The sequence below is a fragment of the Pseudoneobacillus rhizosphaerae genome, from assembly GCF_917563885.1.
Taxonomy (GTDB): Bacteria; Bacillota; Bacilli; order Bacillales; family Cytobacillaceae; genus Pseudoneobacillus; species Pseudoneobacillus rhizosphaerae.
In genome coordinates, this window is sequence record NZ_CAKJTG010000048.1 from 1 (window position 1) to 16,755 (window position 16,755).

The 16,755-nt window shown below is 37.9% G+C and carries 15 protein-coding genes; 3 read left to right on the forward strand and 12 right to left on the reverse strand.

Features of this window, described 5'->3' with window-relative positions:
- Positions 1-429 precede the first annotated feature (429 nt).
- The 12 genes from LRP83_RS22435 to LRP83_RS22490 all read right to left on the reverse strand — a co-directional run bounded on the left by LRP83_RS22435 (position 430) and on the right by LRP83_RS22490 (position 12,759).
- Positions 430-1,362, reverse strand: coding sequence for a F510_1955 family glycosylhydrolase (locus LRP83_RS22435; RefSeq protein WP_230499062.1), 933 nt, complete (start codon positions 1,360-1,362; stop codon positions 430-432).
- 232 nt (positions 1,363-1,594) lie between these two features.
- Positions 1,595-2,497 carry a DUF8832 domain-containing protein gene (locus LRP83_RS22440; protein WP_230499063.1) on the reverse strand — a complete coding sequence of 301 codons (903 nt, stop codon included), beginning with the start codon at positions 2,495-2,497 and terminating at the stop codon, positions 1,595-1,597.
- A gap of 14 nt (positions 2,498-2,511) precedes the next feature.
- Positions 2,512-4,926 (reverse strand): heavy metal translocating P-type ATPase, encoded by a 2,415-nt coding sequence (locus tag LRP83_RS22445; protein ID WP_230499064.1) that lies wholly within the window; start codon positions 4,924-4,926, stop codon positions 2,512-2,514.
- A gap of 87 nt (positions 4,927-5,013) precedes the next feature.
- Positions 5,014-5,220, reverse strand: coding sequence for a copper chaperone CopZ (gene copZ / locus LRP83_RS22450; protein ID WP_230499065.1), 207 nt, complete (start codon positions 5,218-5,220; stop codon positions 5,014-5,016).
- A 13-nt stretch (positions 5,221-5,233) separates the two neighbouring features.
- Positions 5,234-5,578: a metal-sensitive transcriptional regulator gene (locus LRP83_RS22455; protein WP_230499066.1), complete on the reverse strand. Its 345-nt coding sequence runs from the start codon at positions 5,576-5,578 to the stop codon at positions 5,234-5,236.
- A 91-nt stretch (positions 5,579-5,669) separates the two neighbouring features.
- Complete coding sequence (locus LRP83_RS22460; protein WP_230499067.1) at positions 5,670-6,296, reverse strand: NAD(P)/FAD-dependent oxidoreductase; 627 nt, start codon at positions 6,294-6,296, stop codon at positions 5,670-5,672.
- 16 nt (positions 6,297-6,312) lie between these two features.
- A complete protein-coding gene (locus LRP83_RS22465; RefSeq protein ID WP_230499068.1) occupies positions 6,313-7,317 on the reverse strand; it encodes an ABC transporter ATP-binding protein in 1,005 nt (334 codons plus the stop codon).
- Positions 7,310-8,278 (reverse strand): ABC transporter ATP-binding protein, encoded by a 969-nt coding sequence (locus LRP83_RS22470; RefSeq protein ID WP_230499069.1) that lies wholly within the window; start codon positions 8,276-8,278, stop codon positions 7,310-7,312. The genes LRP83_RS22465 and LRP83_RS22470 overlap by 8 nt, the downstream gene beginning before the upstream one ends.
- Before the next feature lie 2 nt (positions 8,279-8,280).
- Positions 8,281-9,138 carry an ABC transporter permease gene (locus LRP83_RS22475; protein WP_230499070.1) on the reverse strand — a complete coding sequence of 286 codons (858 nt, stop codon included), beginning with the start codon at positions 9,136-9,138 and terminating at the stop codon, positions 8,281-8,283.
- A gap of 2 nt (positions 9,139-9,140) precedes the next feature.
- Positions 9,141-10,109 (reverse strand): ABC transporter permease, encoded by a 969-nt coding sequence (locus tag LRP83_RS22480; RefSeq protein ID WP_230499071.1) that lies wholly within the window; start codon positions 10,107-10,109, stop codon positions 9,141-9,143.
- Between the two features lie 69 nt (positions 10,110-10,178).
- The gene (locus LRP83_RS22485) at positions 10,179-11,978 is read right to left on the reverse strand and encodes an ABC transporter substrate-binding protein (protein ID WP_230499072.1); all 1,800 of its coding nucleotides are present in this window, start codon (positions 11,976-11,978) and stop codon (positions 10,179-10,181) included.
- Between the two features lie 31 nt (positions 11,979-12,009).
- A complete protein-coding gene (locus LRP83_RS22490) occupies positions 12,010-12,759 on the reverse strand; it encodes a PIG-L deacetylase family protein (protein WP_230499073.1) in 750 nt (249 codons plus the stop codon).
- 230 nt (positions 12,760-12,989) lie between these two features.
- Between LRP83_RS22490 and LRP83_RS22495 the strand changes: the two genes are divergently transcribed.
- The 3 genes from LRP83_RS22495 (at position 12,990) to LRP83_RS22505 (ending at position 15,792) form a co-directional block, all read left to right on the forward strand.
- The gene (locus LRP83_RS22495; RefSeq protein WP_230499074.1) at positions 12,990-13,955 is read left to right on the forward strand and encodes a cupredoxin domain-containing protein; all 966 of its coding nucleotides are present in this window, start codon (positions 12,990-12,992) and stop codon (positions 13,953-13,955) included.
- 181 nt (positions 13,956-14,136) lie between these two features.
- Positions 14,137-14,406, forward strand: coding sequence for a metal-sensing transcriptional repressor (locus tag LRP83_RS22500; RefSeq protein WP_230499075.1), 270 nt, complete (start codon positions 14,137-14,139; stop codon positions 14,404-14,406).
- 15 nt (positions 14,407-14,421) lie between these two features.
- The gene (locus LRP83_RS22505) at positions 14,422-15,792 is read left to right on the forward strand and encodes an MATE family efflux transporter (protein ID WP_230499076.1); all 1,371 of its coding nucleotides are present in this window, start codon (positions 14,422-14,424) and stop codon (positions 15,790-15,792) included.
- The last annotated feature ends 963 nt before the right edge of the window (positions 15,793-16,755 follow it).

The following is a 16,755-nucleotide window of genomic DNA, read 5'->3' on the forward strand; positions in this document are numbered from 1 at the left end:
TGCTCGGGTTGCTCCCCAGCATTGCCCTATCCCCCTAGTAGGTAAGAGCACATTGTTTAAAGTATAGTCTTTCAATAATTAATTTAATCATTTACACAAAATAATTTACACCGGCTGGGTTCGGGCACGATTAGCTGCTATTCGTTACCGTTTTCTCTCTTTTTGGCTGGGTTCGGGCACGATTAGCTTCCAATAGTCACCGTGCCACTTGCAAAAAGGCGAGAAAGTGGTAACTTACTAGGAACTTTTATGATCCTATTGAAAGCTTTATTAGGAACCACTTGAAGGCTTCATCCTGCTTTTTTACATGAATACCAACAACTGTGTTTAACAGATTATATAAAGATAGCCGCATTTCAAATAGAAATGCGGCCTCTTCTTCTTGACTAGATATCTATTAATTTTAAAAATTTATATTTTATTAACCGATTACTTTAATGTGCCAGATGTAATAATTTGTTCCCACGTTTGGCCTCCATCTTCCGATACATGCATGGAAGTCCCGAAGGTAGTAACTGCGATATGATTAGCATTTTTAGGATTGACTGAAATGACGGATGCTGCATCTTCCCCTAGATCGAGACCCATGTTACTCCATGTTTGACCATGGTCTTTACTAATCATGACGCCCGCACCATCATTGGAAATCGAGTATCCAATAATGTCTGTTCCATTTGGCATAACATTCATAGCGGTAATTAGTCTACTATTATCATAGGGACTAAACGATTTTCCTCCATCCTCAGAGATCAAAACCCCATTTTCTGTCCCTGCCAGCAGTTTCGAATCATCATGCGGCATAACCATTAAGGAGTATACTTGATGTAAATCTTCTGGCATCCCAGTTGGCTCTATTTTCTCCCACTTTTTACCGCCATCAGTGCTTGTATACAGACCTGCACCATATTTCCCTGTTCCCATTTGGTTAATTCCATAGATGATATCTGGATTAGCTTGAGATGAAGTGAATAAATGAAAGTCAATTTTTCCTACAAATTCGACTGCTTCCCAATTATACCCCTTATCTTTGCTAGTCAAAAAACCCATTGGATTCGGTAAATCAGTCTTAGCTCCTGGATGACCACTTGTAATCATTGTTCCATCTGATTTTAAATGGAACCCCATTAGATCCGCTTCAAACGTACCTACCTTGTTCCATGTATCTCCAATATCTTGTGTGGAAAATAAGCCTTCGTGTGTCGCCACATAAGTGGTACTATCGTCTGATATTGCCATTCCATGGATATCTTCAATTTTTTTACCGCTTTTTACAGAGGAAAGAGTTTCTTCCCCTCCATTTCCACTACAAGCAGATAATATGACACCTAATGATAATACGGAAACGATCGTTAATTTTTTCATTATCCTCACCTCATATTTAATCTCACTGTCTATGTAGGTTAATCTAACAAATATATGTCGAGAAAGTATGCATTTTTCCGATTGTCAACAAATGTACATATTAACTATCCGATTAATACTTTACTAGTAAAAAAAAATGCGACCGCTTTGGTCGCATTTCATAATGGTGGTTAGGCTGGGGAACCATGTTCTATCAATTGTATAACCATTTGGCCCCCGACTTCTTTCATACCTATTTAATTTCTACCACATACGGAAAAACAAATACTTCTCCATCAAATTGGAATTCTGACCAAATTTTATAGATTCCTGGCTTCGAAAATTTGGTTTGAAATACGGGCTCTTTTCCTTCAAGTGGGTGTACATGGATGTAATTTTGCGCCTTTTCATCGAGAATGACCACATGACCTAAAGCTCCTAAATATTGCTCTGGTGTTTCACCATGCAAATCAAAATTCAGTTGAATTTCCTCATTAGCACTCAATGATGTAGGCTCAAGCGTTACCTTATGATTGTCGACTTGTTTCATTAGCTCTTTATCGAGTGATAATGCGCCATGATGATGTCCTTCACTAGAATTTCCAATCATCAACTCAATAGGCTGAACCTCATAAGAAAGATCTTTCGGTTTGACATCTACAAATAGTTTATATTCCCCATCCTCTAATCCATGCTTTAATTTAAATATACCAGGTTGATTTGAAACAGGATGAAGATGTTTATACACACCTAAATCAGTACTGACAACGATTAAATGCATGAGTTTCTCATGATTAACTTCTAAATTAGAAACAGCATCACCGTTTTGATCTTTTAACGTAATGACAATATCCCCATTTTCTTCGGTAATCACGGGTAACACTTCACTACTTCCAGCTGTAACTTCATGTTCTGAGTGACTATTTTCGTGATTTCCCTCTTCACTGTTTCCTGAAGTTTCTTCATGCTCCGTATGACTGTCACCATGCTCTTCTTCTTTGCTATTATCCATATGTTCGGATTCTGTATTATGCTGTTCATCCATTGTTGCATGATTAGCCTTTTCAGGTTCAGCACCAGTAAACGAGGCATAAGTATAATAGCCACCTGTGACAACTAGGAGATATACTACAGCAGAGATTGCCCATTTTTTCATTTTATTCTTCCCCTCTATAGTTTAACTCTTTGCAAACGAAGAGCATTTAGAACAACTGACACTGAGCTAAAGGCCATTGCAGCTCCTGCAAGCCATGGTGCTAATAAACCAATCGCAGCAATGGGAATTCCAAGCGTATTATAAGCAAATGCCCAGAACAAATTTTGCCTAATATTACGGATGGTTTTCTTACTCATAAATATAGCATCGGCAATACTATTTAGATCTCCACGGATTAAAGTAATATCTGCCGCTTCCATCGCTACATCCGTTCCGGTTCCAATCGCCATACCAATATCCGCAATCGCTAAGGCAGGTGCATCATTAATTCCATCCCCGACCATCGCTACTTTTTTACCTTGTTGTTGAAGCTTTTTCACTTCTTCCGCTTTTCCTTCTGGTAAAACCTCTGCAATCACCTGATCGACACCAGCTTGCTTTGCAATTGCCTGGGCAGTTTGTTGATTATCACCTGTAATCATAATCACTTCAAGCCCCATGTCTCGTAAGCGTTTAATCGCACCCGCAGAGGTTTCTTTAATCGTATCAGCCACCGCGATAATTCCAGCAAAAGTTCCATCAATTGCCGTTAACATCGCTGTTTTTCCTTGTTTCTCAAGCGTTTCCATTTGCTCTAACACATCGTTCATCTCGACGTTATATTGTTTCATTAAACGCCTAGTCCCTACGAGGATTTCTTTTCCTTCAATTATCGATTTGATACCATATCCTGGGATGGCTTCAAATTCTGACACATCCCTCAGCTGAATATTTTTTTCTTTTATTCCTTCAACAATCGCCTGTGCAAGTGGATGCTCCGATTGTTTTTCAGCGGACCCTACAAGCGATAAAAATTCCCCTTCATCCATTTCTGTGATGACATCCGTTAAAACGGGTGCTCCGTTTGTGATGGTACCTGTTTTATCTAAGATCACAGTGTTGATCCGATGGGTCATTTCAAGGTGCTCGCCACCTTTGAACAATATCCCATATTCAGCTGCACGCCCAGACCCAGCCATAATGGAGGTGGGTGTCGCTAACCCAAGGGCACACGGGCAGGCAATTACAAGAACAGCAATCATTTTTTCGAGTGCTTCCGCAAAGTTGCCTGGCTCTACACCAAAATACCAGACTAGGAAAGTCACAATCGCAATACCAACGACAATCGGAACAAATATCCCCGAAATGTTATCAGCTAATCGTTGTATCGGTGCTTTAGAACCTTGAGCTTCTTCCACAACTTTGATTATTTGGGCCAATGCCGTGTCTTTCCCCACTTTTGTAGCTTTGATTTTGATAAACCCATTTTTATTTATGGTAGCTCCAATGACTTTATCACCTATTGTTTTATCTACAGGAACACTTTCACCCGTAATCATGGATTCATCTAAAGCAGAACGACCTTCTACTATTTCACCATCGACAGGTATTTTCTCCCCTGGTTTTACTAATAGGATATCCCCTGTTACTACGTCCTCTAAAGGAACTTCAAGCTCTTCTCCATCACGCAGAACTTTTGCCGTTTTCGCCTGTAAGCCCATTAATTTTTTGATGGCTTCTGAAGATCGACCTTTTGCTTTTGCTTCAAATAGTTTACCTAAGATGATTAAGGTAATAAGAATCGCACTTGTTTCAAAATAAAGCCCGACAGCATGTGCACCATTTCCAAGTGTTTGTAGCGATAAATACACACTATAAAAATAGGCTGCCGACGTACCTAATGCCACTAATACGTCCATATTGGCACTTTTGTTTCGAAGGGCTTTATACGCTCCCACATAGAACTGTTTTCCAATATAAAATTGAACTGGCGTTGCTAGTGCTAATTGTACCCAGGGATTCATGAACGCATCTGGTACATATAAAAAGGAAGTAAAACTAAAGTGACCAGCCATTGCCCATAGAAGTGGTAGGGATAAAATGATTGAAAAGATAAACTTTCCTTGTTGAATCTCGACTTCTCTTGTCCGTTGATCCATTGTCTCTTGAGCATTTTCATCATTTTTTACACTAGCACCATAACCCAATTTATCAACCTTTTGAATCATATCTTTTGGCGCAAGTAAGGATGGGTTATATTCGACCGTCGCCTTTTCAAGAGCGAGGTTAACATTTGCCATCAGCACTCCATCCATTTTATTGAGCCCTTTTTCGATTCTAGTGGAACATGCAGCACAGGTCATGCCTGTTATATCCAATTCTATCTTGTTGGTTACTACATCATAGCCGAGGTCTTGAATTTTTTTCTGAATAGCAGAAGGATTCATGGTGGCCGCATCATATTTAATGGTAGCTTTTTCGAGAGCAAGATTGACGTTTGCTTCCTCGACCCCCTCCATCTTTTTGAGCCCTTTTTCAATTCGTATTGCACATGCTGCACAGGTCATCCCAGTAATTTGAAATTGACTTTCTTGGACTTTTTCACTCATTTCTATTCTCCTTATACCTGTATAGGGTATATTTTTTTGAAAAAGAGAGCGTGCTATTGTCTTAGCACGGTCTAATCTTCCTTACTATTAATTTACATCATAGCCTTGATCATCAATCGTTTCTTTAATCACATCAAGAGTTAATTCAGAAGAGTCGAACTCGACATCAACTGTTCCATTTTCAAGATGTACTTTCACATTGGATACACCTTTCAATTCTCCAACGCTTCCTTCCACTGCTTTCACACAATGACCACATGACATACCTGATACATTTAATGTTACTTTTTCCATTTTTATCGACTCCTTATTTTTTCATTAATCGTTGAATTGTTACTAGGACTTCATCTAAAACTTCCATGTCACCTTCTTGTATTCTCTCAACCACACAGCTTTTTAAATGGCCCTCAAGAAGCAATCTTGCTACGCTATTTAATGCAGATTGAGTTGCTGAGATTTGTGTAATCACATCATCACAATAGATGTCACGTTCAATTAATCCTTTAATCCCTCGAATCTGTCCTTCTATTCGGTTTAATCGGGTAACGAGATTTTTCTTTACTTTATCTGAATGATGACTTTTTCTGTCACTTGTAACCGAACAACAGCCCTCTTCGGTTAATAATTCATCGTTTTCTATTTCTATCGTCATTGTTACCCTCCTTAATTCAGATTATATTATACCCCCCTATAGTATGTAAAGGAGTAAATTTACTTTATTTGTGAACTTTTTGTAAATTTTATCATTTTAATTGTTCTAAGATATAGTCTGTTCCCATTCTTTTAATAAATTTATGAAAGGCCTCTCGTTTTTTTCCTTGTTCACTGTACAACTGAATTATTTTTTCTACCTTTATATACAATTCTTCAGGAGTTAGATGATCTAAAAGTAAAAATCCGACTTCAGCATCTTTCCCCTTCGATTTCCCACCTACATACAAATTGAAATGTTCCTTCATTTTTATAATCCCAATATCGTTTAATAAGGGCTCTCCGCATCCTACTGGACAGCCTGTATAAGCCGGCTTTAATGTAAAGGGAACAGGAATACCAGCAATTCTCTTATTTAATTCAATCGCTACTGGCATTCCTTCTTCCTCTGCCCCTTTGCAAAAATTACAGGTGCGCAAACTCTTAACAAAATTCCCTACTGGATAACAATGTAGTCCTACTGATTCAAATTCTCTAATGACTTCATCTTTCTTTTCTTCTGGAACTTCCATATATAATTGTTGAAAGGTCGTAACTTCAATTTCTTGTTCGTCATCTAAATACTTTGCCATGGTGACAAGTTGCTTGGCTGATAATTTGGAACCAAATTTTATCCCACCATTAACGGCTATCTTTATTTTCTTTTGTTGATTTTCCATTCTATTTCTCCCTATTCTAGGATGTTTTCTCTAACCAGTTAGAATGGCAATGACACGCTACAGCATGACCATTACCGAGAGCTTCTATTTCTGGAGCTTTACTATGACAAACCTTTTCCTGATGGGGGCATCTTGTCACAAAAGTGCAACCTGTGTCTTTTCTTGTTGAATCTACTTCCCCATCTAATATTAACTTTTCTCGGTTTTCAATAAAATAATTGAGATCTTTTACAACTGATACTAGAGCGATTGTATACGGGTGGGATGGTGATTGAATAATTTTTTTGGTAGGTCCTATTTCAACGATTCGTCCTTGGTACATGACCGCAATTCTATCACACATATAGCTTGCAGTGGATAGATCATGTGTGATGAACAACATCGTTAAACCCATTTTTTTTCTTAAATCAAGTAAAAGATTTAAGATTCCTGCCCGAACTGACACATCAAGCATGGAGGTAGGTTCATCGGCAGCAATAAATGAGGGCTTCAAAATGACTGCCCTTGCAATAGCAATCCTTTGCCTTTGTCCTCCACTTAGTTGATGAGGATAGCGATATAGATAATCTTCCGCTGGTTTTAATTCAATTGATTCAATCGCTTCTATAACTCTTTTGAGTTTCTCGTTAGAAGGCAAGTTCTTTTCATGTGCATTCAATGGTTCCATTAAAATATCAACAATCCTCATACCAGGGTTAAGCGTATCATAAGGATCTTGAAAGATCATTTGCATATTCTTTCTAAGGCGATTGGTTTCCGCATTCTTTATTGTACAAAGGTTGTTACCTTCAAACAAGATTTCCCCACTTGATTCTTCCATCAAGCGCATCACCATTCTAGCAGTCGTTGTTTTTCCACAACCACTTTCTCCAATGATTCCTAATATTTCACCTTTTTTAATTTCAAAATTGACATTATTAACAGCATAAACCTCGGTTTTCTTACGGTTAAAAACAGTCCCTGATTTTTTAATAAAGGTCTTCTTTAGCTGGTTCACTTTTAGTAAAACTGAATTATCCATTTTTATCTCCCTCCAAAAAACAGGCTGTATAATGTCCTGGAGTAACTTCCCTAAGTTCAGGTGATTCGTTTAGACATCGATCAAATGCATACGGACATCGAGTATGGAATCGACAACACTTAGGAATATTGACAAGGTTTGGAACACTCCCTGGTATGGATACAACTTCTCGATCTGGATCAGAGAGGTTTGGTGTAGCATTTAGTAATGCCTTGGAATACGGATGTTTAGGATTGTTTAAAATTTCTTCTGTTGTAGCCCACTCTACCAATTTTCCAGCGTACATAATGGCAATTTTTTCACAAATAGCAGTGACCATCGGCAAATCATGCGATATGAGAATCACGGAAAGATTCATCTTTTTTTGTAAATTTTTTATTAAGGCAATGACTTGTGCTTGGGTTAAAACATCGAGGCCAGTCGTTGACTCATCCGAAATAACTAGTTTAGGATTGCATGCTAGCGCCATGGCAATGGCTACACGTTGTTTCATTCCCCCACTAAATTCATGAGGAAAACTTTTCTGTCGCTCCCCATCGATTCCGACTAACTCTAATAATGTCTTCGTCCGTTTAACTGCTTCGGATTTAGAGACCTTTTCATGAAGTAAAATAGCTTCAATAATTTGGTCACCGACTGTGTAGACAGGATTTAACGCATTCATGGCACTTTGAGGAATGACGGAGATTTCCTTCCACCGTAAGGAGTAAAGTTCATCGTCCGTCGCTTTTAGAAGATCTTTTCCGTTCAAAATTACTTTTCCTGAGACCACTTTTCCTGGATATTCAATTAACCTTAAAATGGATTGAGCCACAGTTGTTTTTCCGCAACCCGACTCACCGATGAGACCAAGCATCTCTCCTTCTTCTAGGGAAAATGTAACATCTTCAACTGCCCTCACGATACCTTTATCCGTCTTAAAAAAGGTGGAAAGATTTTCGATAGAAAGTACGGTACTCATGGTTATCGCTCCTTTCGCAGTCTAGGATTCAATATTTCTTCTAGGGAATAGCCAGTAAAGGCAAAGCCAATAACGAGCGTGGTAATCAATAATCCTGGAGGAAGAACCCACCAAATCCAAGCATCCGTTAAAAAAGCCCCTCTTGCTTGTGCGTAGTATAGAATAGTTCCCCAGCTTTTGGTAAAGGGATCCCCCAGTCCTAAAAAGCTTAATGATGCTTCAATTAAAATCGAATGACTTGCGGCCATGACGAATTGGGATAATGCGATCGGGATAACCCCAGGTAATATGTGCCGGAACAAGATGACTTTAATACTGGTGCCGATTGATCTTGCTGCTTCCACATAGCCCTTGGTTTTCAGGGTTAATACTTGAGATCGAATGACCCTCGCTGGAGATGCCCAGGACAATAAGCTGATAACCAAAATAATGTTCCAAAAGCTAGGACCAATAAAAGCTGCCAATAAGATCATTAATGGGAGAAATGGTATAACCAGCACTAAGTCTACCAATCTCATAAGAAATGAATCTACTTTTCCACCATAGTAGCCCGATACGATTCCCACTAAACAACCTAGGATAATCGAGATTAACGCGGCGAGAATTCCAATTAAGAGAGATACGCGTGTACCATATAGAAGTTCACTCAAAATATCCTGACCAATATCATTCGTTCCTAATAAAAAATCACCGTTTGGTTTGCTAAATGGTGCACCAACCCTTGCCGTTGGATCAAACGGGGCTAGTAGTGGGGCAAGTAAGGCAATTAATAAGAAAATCACCAACAGGCTAATTCCCAATAGTCCCAAATTATTGGAGGAAATCACGTTCCAATATCGTTTCCATTTTTGTTTTTCCATTATTATTTACCTACCTTTGGATCCAAAAGAGGATAAAGTAAATCGGCTAAGAAATTAGCAATCACGACACTAAATGTAATGATAAGAAATGTAGCTTGTATAAGTGGATAATCACGGCTAAGGACGGATTCAAACATCAATCTTCCCACTCCTGGATAAGCAAACACCGTTTCAATTACAGTTGCCCCACCAAGTGTAAACCCTAGACTTAGCATAAATACCGTTGCAACTGGCAATAAAGCATTTCTCATCGCATGCTTATATTTAATCACTTTTTCCTTTACGCCCTTTGCTTTTGCCATCATAATGTAGTCTTCTCCAAGTACATTTAACATGGAGTATCTCATAATCATAAAGGTACTCGTAACAGAAATGAGGACTAATGTCGTTAGGGGTAACACTAGATGCTCTACGATATCTATGAATCGATCGACTCCTTTAAAATTAGACCACGCTGCTTCAGCACCAAATACAGGGAACCATCCTAATTGTGCAGCAAATATGGATACTAAAATCATGCCTACCCAGAAAGACGGCATCGCACTTAAGAACATAAACATCGTTAATAAATTTGCGTCTGTCTTTGTCCCTCTTCGCCAAGCAGAAATAGTGCCAAATAGTACCCCAATGACTGTAGAAATGACTAATCCAAGACCTGTTAATAGAAGAGTCCATGGTAGACGCTCCATTAATAAGTCTGTAATCGGTCGCTTTTGTTGATAAGAATAACCGAAATCACCTGTGAAAATATGTTTGATATACGTTCCATATTGTTGCCATATCGATTGATTTAGTCCGTGCTTCTCTAATATGGCTTCTTTCTCGGCACTAGACATAAACCCTACATCTTCCCCTGCCAGAAATATAAGAGGATTTCCAGGCATTAGTCTTGGTAATAGAAAGTTCAATGTTAACATGAGGAAGATCACAATCACATATTGCAAAAACTTACTCGCTAAAAACTTGCCCACCGTTCTCCCCCCTTGCTTTATATGAAAAAATTTCCCGTAAAAAAAATTCTTTTACGGGAAGGAATCCTTTTAAAAATCAAAATCGTCCTGATTATTGTCCTTTTCCTTCTTCCTTCTTAGTAAGAAGTATCCAACAATCACAAGTAGGGCAATTCCACCGATCCAATAGATACCACTGTTATTTTTCGATGCGGTATCTGTATTGGTTTTCGTATCTTTGTCAGTTGCTTTTTCCTCTTCATCGGTTTCGTCATTTACAACAGGTTCTTCCGGCTTTTCGCCACCGACAAAGGATAGTTTGTTGATGATTCCTTTTCCTACTTGGAACACAAAACCATCATACTTTTCAGGGTTGTAGGCATTCACGATTTCTTGATAATAAAGAGGAACAATCGGGGCTTCCCCCGCAACAAATGCTTGCATTTCTTTGATAAGATTTGTTCTCTCTGTTTCGTCATACGTATTTTTTAATTTTTCTCCTAGTTGATCAAATTCTGCGTTCTTATATCCACCAATATTAACGGATCCCACAGCAGGATCGGAGTGAAATAATTCCACCATTCGATCTGGAAATAGCTGCATCGTATTAGACCAGCTCCAAACACCTAAATCAAAGTCTCTACCTTTACTAACATCAAAATCTGGCCACATTAATGAATCTACCGTTGTGGCATCCATCGCTTTAACCGTATTCTTAATACCCACCTGATTCAAAGCTTCAGAAACTAATTCAGCCGTACGAATTCGAATCGGATTATTGGAATAGACCAGTGTTGTTAAATCAATCTTCTTTCCTTCCTGATCTTCTCTAAATCCATCACCATTAGTATCTAAAAAGCCTGCTTCGTCCAAAATTTGTTTAGCCTTTTCAGGATCAAACACAGGATTTAATTCGTTATTATGGTAAGAAGAGGATGGATGAATGAACCCTGGGCTGCCTACTTCGGCAAACCCTAGTAAAATCGTATCTACTAAATTTTGTTTATCAATAGCATGATCAATAGCTTGGCGGAAAGAAGCTTCCGTCATTGGATATTTTTCTGCATTAATTTGGAATAAAGTAGTGCTATAGCCAGGTCCTCTAGCTACTTTTAGGCTAGGGTTTGACTCAAACTGGTTCACTAACTCTGGCGAAATACTCGTAGAGATGGCATCGATTTCTCCAGCCTGTAGGGCATTAAACATAGCTGTTGTATCTTCAATGATTGGAAAGATTAGTTCTCCAATTGGGGGTTCACCTTTAAAATAATCAGAATTTGCTTTCATCGTGTAATATTGTCCCGATTTATGCTCTACCATCATATAAGGTCCGCTTCCAAGTGCATTAGTTTCATCGTCAGGATTCGTAACGTTGGACCAAATATGTTTCGGTAAAATTGGTAAGTCTGCAAGAGGTTGTAACATGAAGTTAGGGTCTGCTTTGGATAGAACCAATGTTAGGTTTGTTTCATCTTTCACAGTTGTTGAGGCAATCGTTTTAAGCGGATTCGTAAAACGGGATTTAGGGTGTTGATTAAAATAATCAATCGTGAACTTTACATCCTCCGATGTAAGTGGTTTACCATCATGCCATTTCACATTTTCATGGGTTTTAAATTCATACGTTAAAACATCATAGCTAATTTGATATTCTTTTACTAACCAAGGCTCTGGTTTATTATCTTTGTCTAAATGAAATAAATTATCGTATAACAAATTCACTAAATCTAATCCAGGATACCCTGTCACATACGTATATGGATTCAAACCATTTTCATCTTTTGAAATCCCCACTTTTAGCGTTTGAACAGATGGTTCTGCACTAACTACAGTAAAACTAGAAAAAATGAGAGCAAGTATTAACCAGCTACTAATAATAACCTTTTTCATTAGAACCCCCCATTTTCAACAGCATTATTTTTTAAACAATTAGTTCCTGGAGATGATAATTTCCTTCTCGTCTATAGGCTTCCGCAAGGGCGAAGTGTCCGTGAGATGGTAGACCGTGGTAAACATGTACGGCTTTGTCTAGAATTTTATGCATTGCTCTTCCCTTTTCATGGTTGTTTGCTAGTTTTGAAAACCCTGGACATAAGATTTCAGCCGCTTTTGGATCCAACATTTCATCAAAATGCATACCACTAAATTCCATTTGGCTCTCTAACATATCCATCGCTTTTTCTTTTTTCTCCCATACCGCTGTAATATCTACAACTGTATTAGGATGATGAGGTGTCATGTAATAGATCGTTGGAATTGGATGTGGGTTTAATCCAGGTGTTTCTTCAAGTGCAAAATCTCTGCTTGAAAGAGCGATAGATTCAAGTAACAGCGTCATGGCTGGCCTGCGGTCCGGGTCTAAATCATGAAAGGAATGTTCAGGGTCTTGGGTAATAATAATGTCTGGCTTTACTTCGCGAATCACTTTAATCAATTTCAATTTTGACTCGACACTTAAATCTACTGTACCGTACTGAAAGTTGAGGAATGTAACGTTTACGCCAAGGACCTCTGCCGCCTTTTGCACCTGCGGTTGACTTGTCTCGCGGCATAACATAATCGTTGCGAATGATTCGCCCCCATTTTGAACATTTTTTGCTAAAGCTCCTCCGCATTCAACCACTTCCATGCCATACACACCTAAAAATAAAATTCTTTGTCCTTTTGACATCAAAAAGACCTCCCTTTTCATTTTTAACTTACAATACCCCACTATCGTATCTAGGAGTAATTAAGATTAATACTAGTATGGACTGGTTAAATTGTAAATACAAAATATTTAGAATTTTTTAAAAACATTTCGACTATTTTTGCATTTAAAAACGGTATTAAATTCGGAATAAGTTTCATAGCTTGTCTATTAAGGGCATAAATGATAGTTAAAAAAGGGGGAACAGAACAATGAGTTTGTTCGATTATTTTGTGTTAGCTACTCTCTCATTGGTAACACTAATTAGTGTCTTCAAGGCCATTCAGCTAAGAACACAATTAAGTAAAATGGCTAGTATGATCGTTTCAATGGCTATCGGAATGAATGTAGGTTTAACTGCTGGACTTTTATTTGGTTCCATCTATCAAGGTAGCTTATACTATTCAACCATTCTCTCGATTCTTGCTGGTATTATAGCAGGTACAGCATGCGGCTTAATCTTTGGAGTACTTCCTACACTTGATGGATTCATGTCAGGTTTAATGGGTGGTATGATGGGAGCCATGCTTGGGGAAATGATTACTCAGGACCAAGCTCACACGATGATTAATATTTTTCTTACTTTAACGGTTTGTTCCTTGTTGTTATTTCCCATCTTGCATGAACCTCTGAAAGATGACACGACTAAGAAAAACAACTTTTGGCTAGTAAAGCCGCTCTTAACTTTTCTATTAGTATCTTTCTATTTACTTCTAGGAAACCAACTCGATAAGCAAAAGGAGTTTACGTCCGATTCAGCTAAGGAGGAAAAACACGACCACAGCCCAGCTGATGAGAATGGGCATTCAAATCACGAGAATCCTAGTTTATCAGAGGAAAATACATTCAAAGATATGTCTATCAAAGTACATCCTTCCAATTTTTCATATGACCCTAAAAAAGTTATATTAAAAAAAGGACAGCAAGTGCGACTCACTCTTACAAACCACGATTCCGTTGAGCATGACATCGAAATTAAATACTTTCCGGTTACGATAGAAACAGGTGAACAGCATGAGGGACATCTAACACAGGAGGCTGACTTTCATCTCCATGCCTCTCCAAATAAAAAATCAGAAATGATTTTCACGCCTCTGAAAATCGGGACTTTCGAATATTATTGTACCATTCCTGGTCATAAGGATAATGGAATGACAGGGATCATGATTGTTGAATAAGGGTTCTTTTCCCCATGTTTTATCATGGGGAAAAGAACCTTTTTTTGTTTGAAAGTTCCTACAGAGTATTTCTTCTCCCTAAATACTTAAATAAAAAGAGGTATTAAGCCCTTATTATGAGAATAGTATAAATACTAGAATTCTAACCCCCTGGGGGGGTTAGAACATCGGAGGAGATTTCATGAAGGACCATCATAAACAGCGTAAGAACATTGTCAATCGCTTAGCCAAAATAGAAGGACATGTTAGATCTGTAAAGGACATGGCTTCTAATGAAAGAGACTGTGGCGATTTATTGATCCAAATAGCAGCCATCCGCTCTGCACTTGATAGTTGTGGAAAATTAATATTAAAAGACCACCTTGAAGGCTGTGTCAGCGAGGCCCTAAAGAAAGGAGATGAGACTGTAATAAAGAAATTAAACGTAGCGATTGATCAATTTATCAGATAAGAGGTGACAACCCAAATGGAAACCATCCATTCTAAAGAGTCGAATCTCCAAATCTTAAAAACAATCTTCCTCTTAGCAATGCCAGCAGTGATTGAAAACTTCTTTCAGACCATTCTTGGTTTTGTTGATACGTTATTTGTTTCAAAACTAGGATTAATTGAAGTATCAGCTGTTGGTGTAACGAATGCCATCTTAGCCGTTTACTTTGCTATTTTTATGTCCATTGGAATCTCTGCCAATGTTTTAGTAGCAAAACATTTAGGAGCAGGAAATAAAGAGAAAGCAAAAGAAATCAGCCATCAGTCCATCCTTCTTGCGACGATTATTGGTTTATTATTTGGCTTCATCTCCTATTTTTTTGCTGAACCTCTTTTACGATTAATGGGAGTTGAAAAAAACGTATTAGAACCAGCCATCTCCTACTTTCAAATTGTAGCCACCCCTTCCATTTTCATTTCATTAATGTTTGTCTTAGGTAGTATCTTACGGGGAAACGGCGATACTACAACCCCCATGAAAATTAGCATTTATATCAATCTAATTCATATCGGTTTGGACTATATCTTCATTTTTGGTTTTTTCATGATTCCCGCACTTGGACTGGAAGGAGCCGCTTACGCAACAGTAATAGCAAGATTGATAGGTGTTATTGGACTTTCATTTTATTTAATAAGAGATAAAAAGGTCGCCTTGAACCCCCTTTATTGGAAATTCAAAAAAGAAATTCAATGGAATATCATTACTTTAGGGACTCCTGCAGCTGGTGAGAGATTAGTAATGAGGATTGGTCAGGTTCTCTATTTCGGGATCATTATAGCTCTTGGTACCAATACATTTGCTGCACATCAAATTGCAGGAAATATTGAAGTGTTTTCTTACATGATTGGTTATGGATTTGCGACAGCTGCAACAACCTTAGTCAGTCAAAAATTAGGCGCAAATGACTTAGATGGAGCCAAAAGATATGCTAATCTCTCTATTCTTTCAGGTATTATTTTCATGACATTCTTTGGAATCTTATTATTTATATTTGGGGGATGGGCTGCCCATTTTTTCACAGAAAATGTAACGGTTGTTCAACAAATTAAAACCGCTCTTCAAATTGATGCCTTTATACAACCAGTTTTAGCAGTTGTCCTTATTTTAACAGGAGTCTATCAAGCCGCGGAAAATACCAAATTCCCTATGTACACCACTACTATTGGAATATGGGTAATACGAACACTCGGTGTCTATATCCTAGGGGTCCACTTCAATTGGGGGATTTCAGGAGTTTGGATAGCCATTGGATTGGATAATTTATTTAGAGCCATTTGGTTGTGGTACTTCTATCAAAATAATAGATGGTTAAAAAATAGTAAACCGATTGCAAAACAACAGGACTAGAAGGGTGGGTATTGTTTATTGTTTATTTTCGTAAACTTTGTTGCTCTCTGTACTAATTTATACACTTCTTAAGGAGAACTTTAGATAGATTGTCTCATTCGAGAGTAGTCGAGTCCGAATTAGTGGCTTATTCGGACACCAGTGGTCCATCTAAGCAATATCAGTTCCGAATCAGATCGTTATCATACGAAAAACAACAACCTTATGAAAACAGGCTTGTTTATAGAAAATGCCTTATATAGATACGCTATTATGAATTATCTCACCTTGTTATTTTTGAATATCAAAAGATGGAGCCCTTTAGTTTTATATTTAACGGGTTCTCTTTTGGAGTGCAAAAGGTAAAAAAATAGCTCAAATAGCATGACGAATAGCAGAGTGAAAATGAACATTCTCATGCTGCTAGTTTATATACTAAAACGGTTGTTAATACTTCGTTAAATTTGATAGGAATGGCAGATTTTTAAACATAAAATAGATGCATCTAATGGAAGTGTCCTTATCCTTAATAAAGTGATCAGCGGAAGCAAAATAAGCGGAGTTTTTCCGCTTATATTCAGAATGGAGCTCATTTCAAGAAAAATAAGAGGAGATTTTCCGCTTATGCCAAGAAAAACCCCTCATTTTCATGTTTTTTGAGTCAATAAGCGGAATATCTCCGTCTATTTTAGCTATTTTCAATGTCATTTTATAATTAGGCGGAATATCTCCGTCTATTTTATCAGATCGGGTGTTTATCTGTTCTCCCCTATTAAACTGATAATTTAATTCCAATTATTACGACTTTGAAATATCACGGATAATATTCAGAAGCTAAAAAGCATGATGATTAAATTGCTAATCACCATGCTTTTTAGGTTATATCGGTTCTTTTTACTTATTCTTACTCACTGCTTTATCCTTTTCAAAAAATACAATTAACCCCGGCAACAAAACGCCACGAATTAAGAATGTATCTAATAG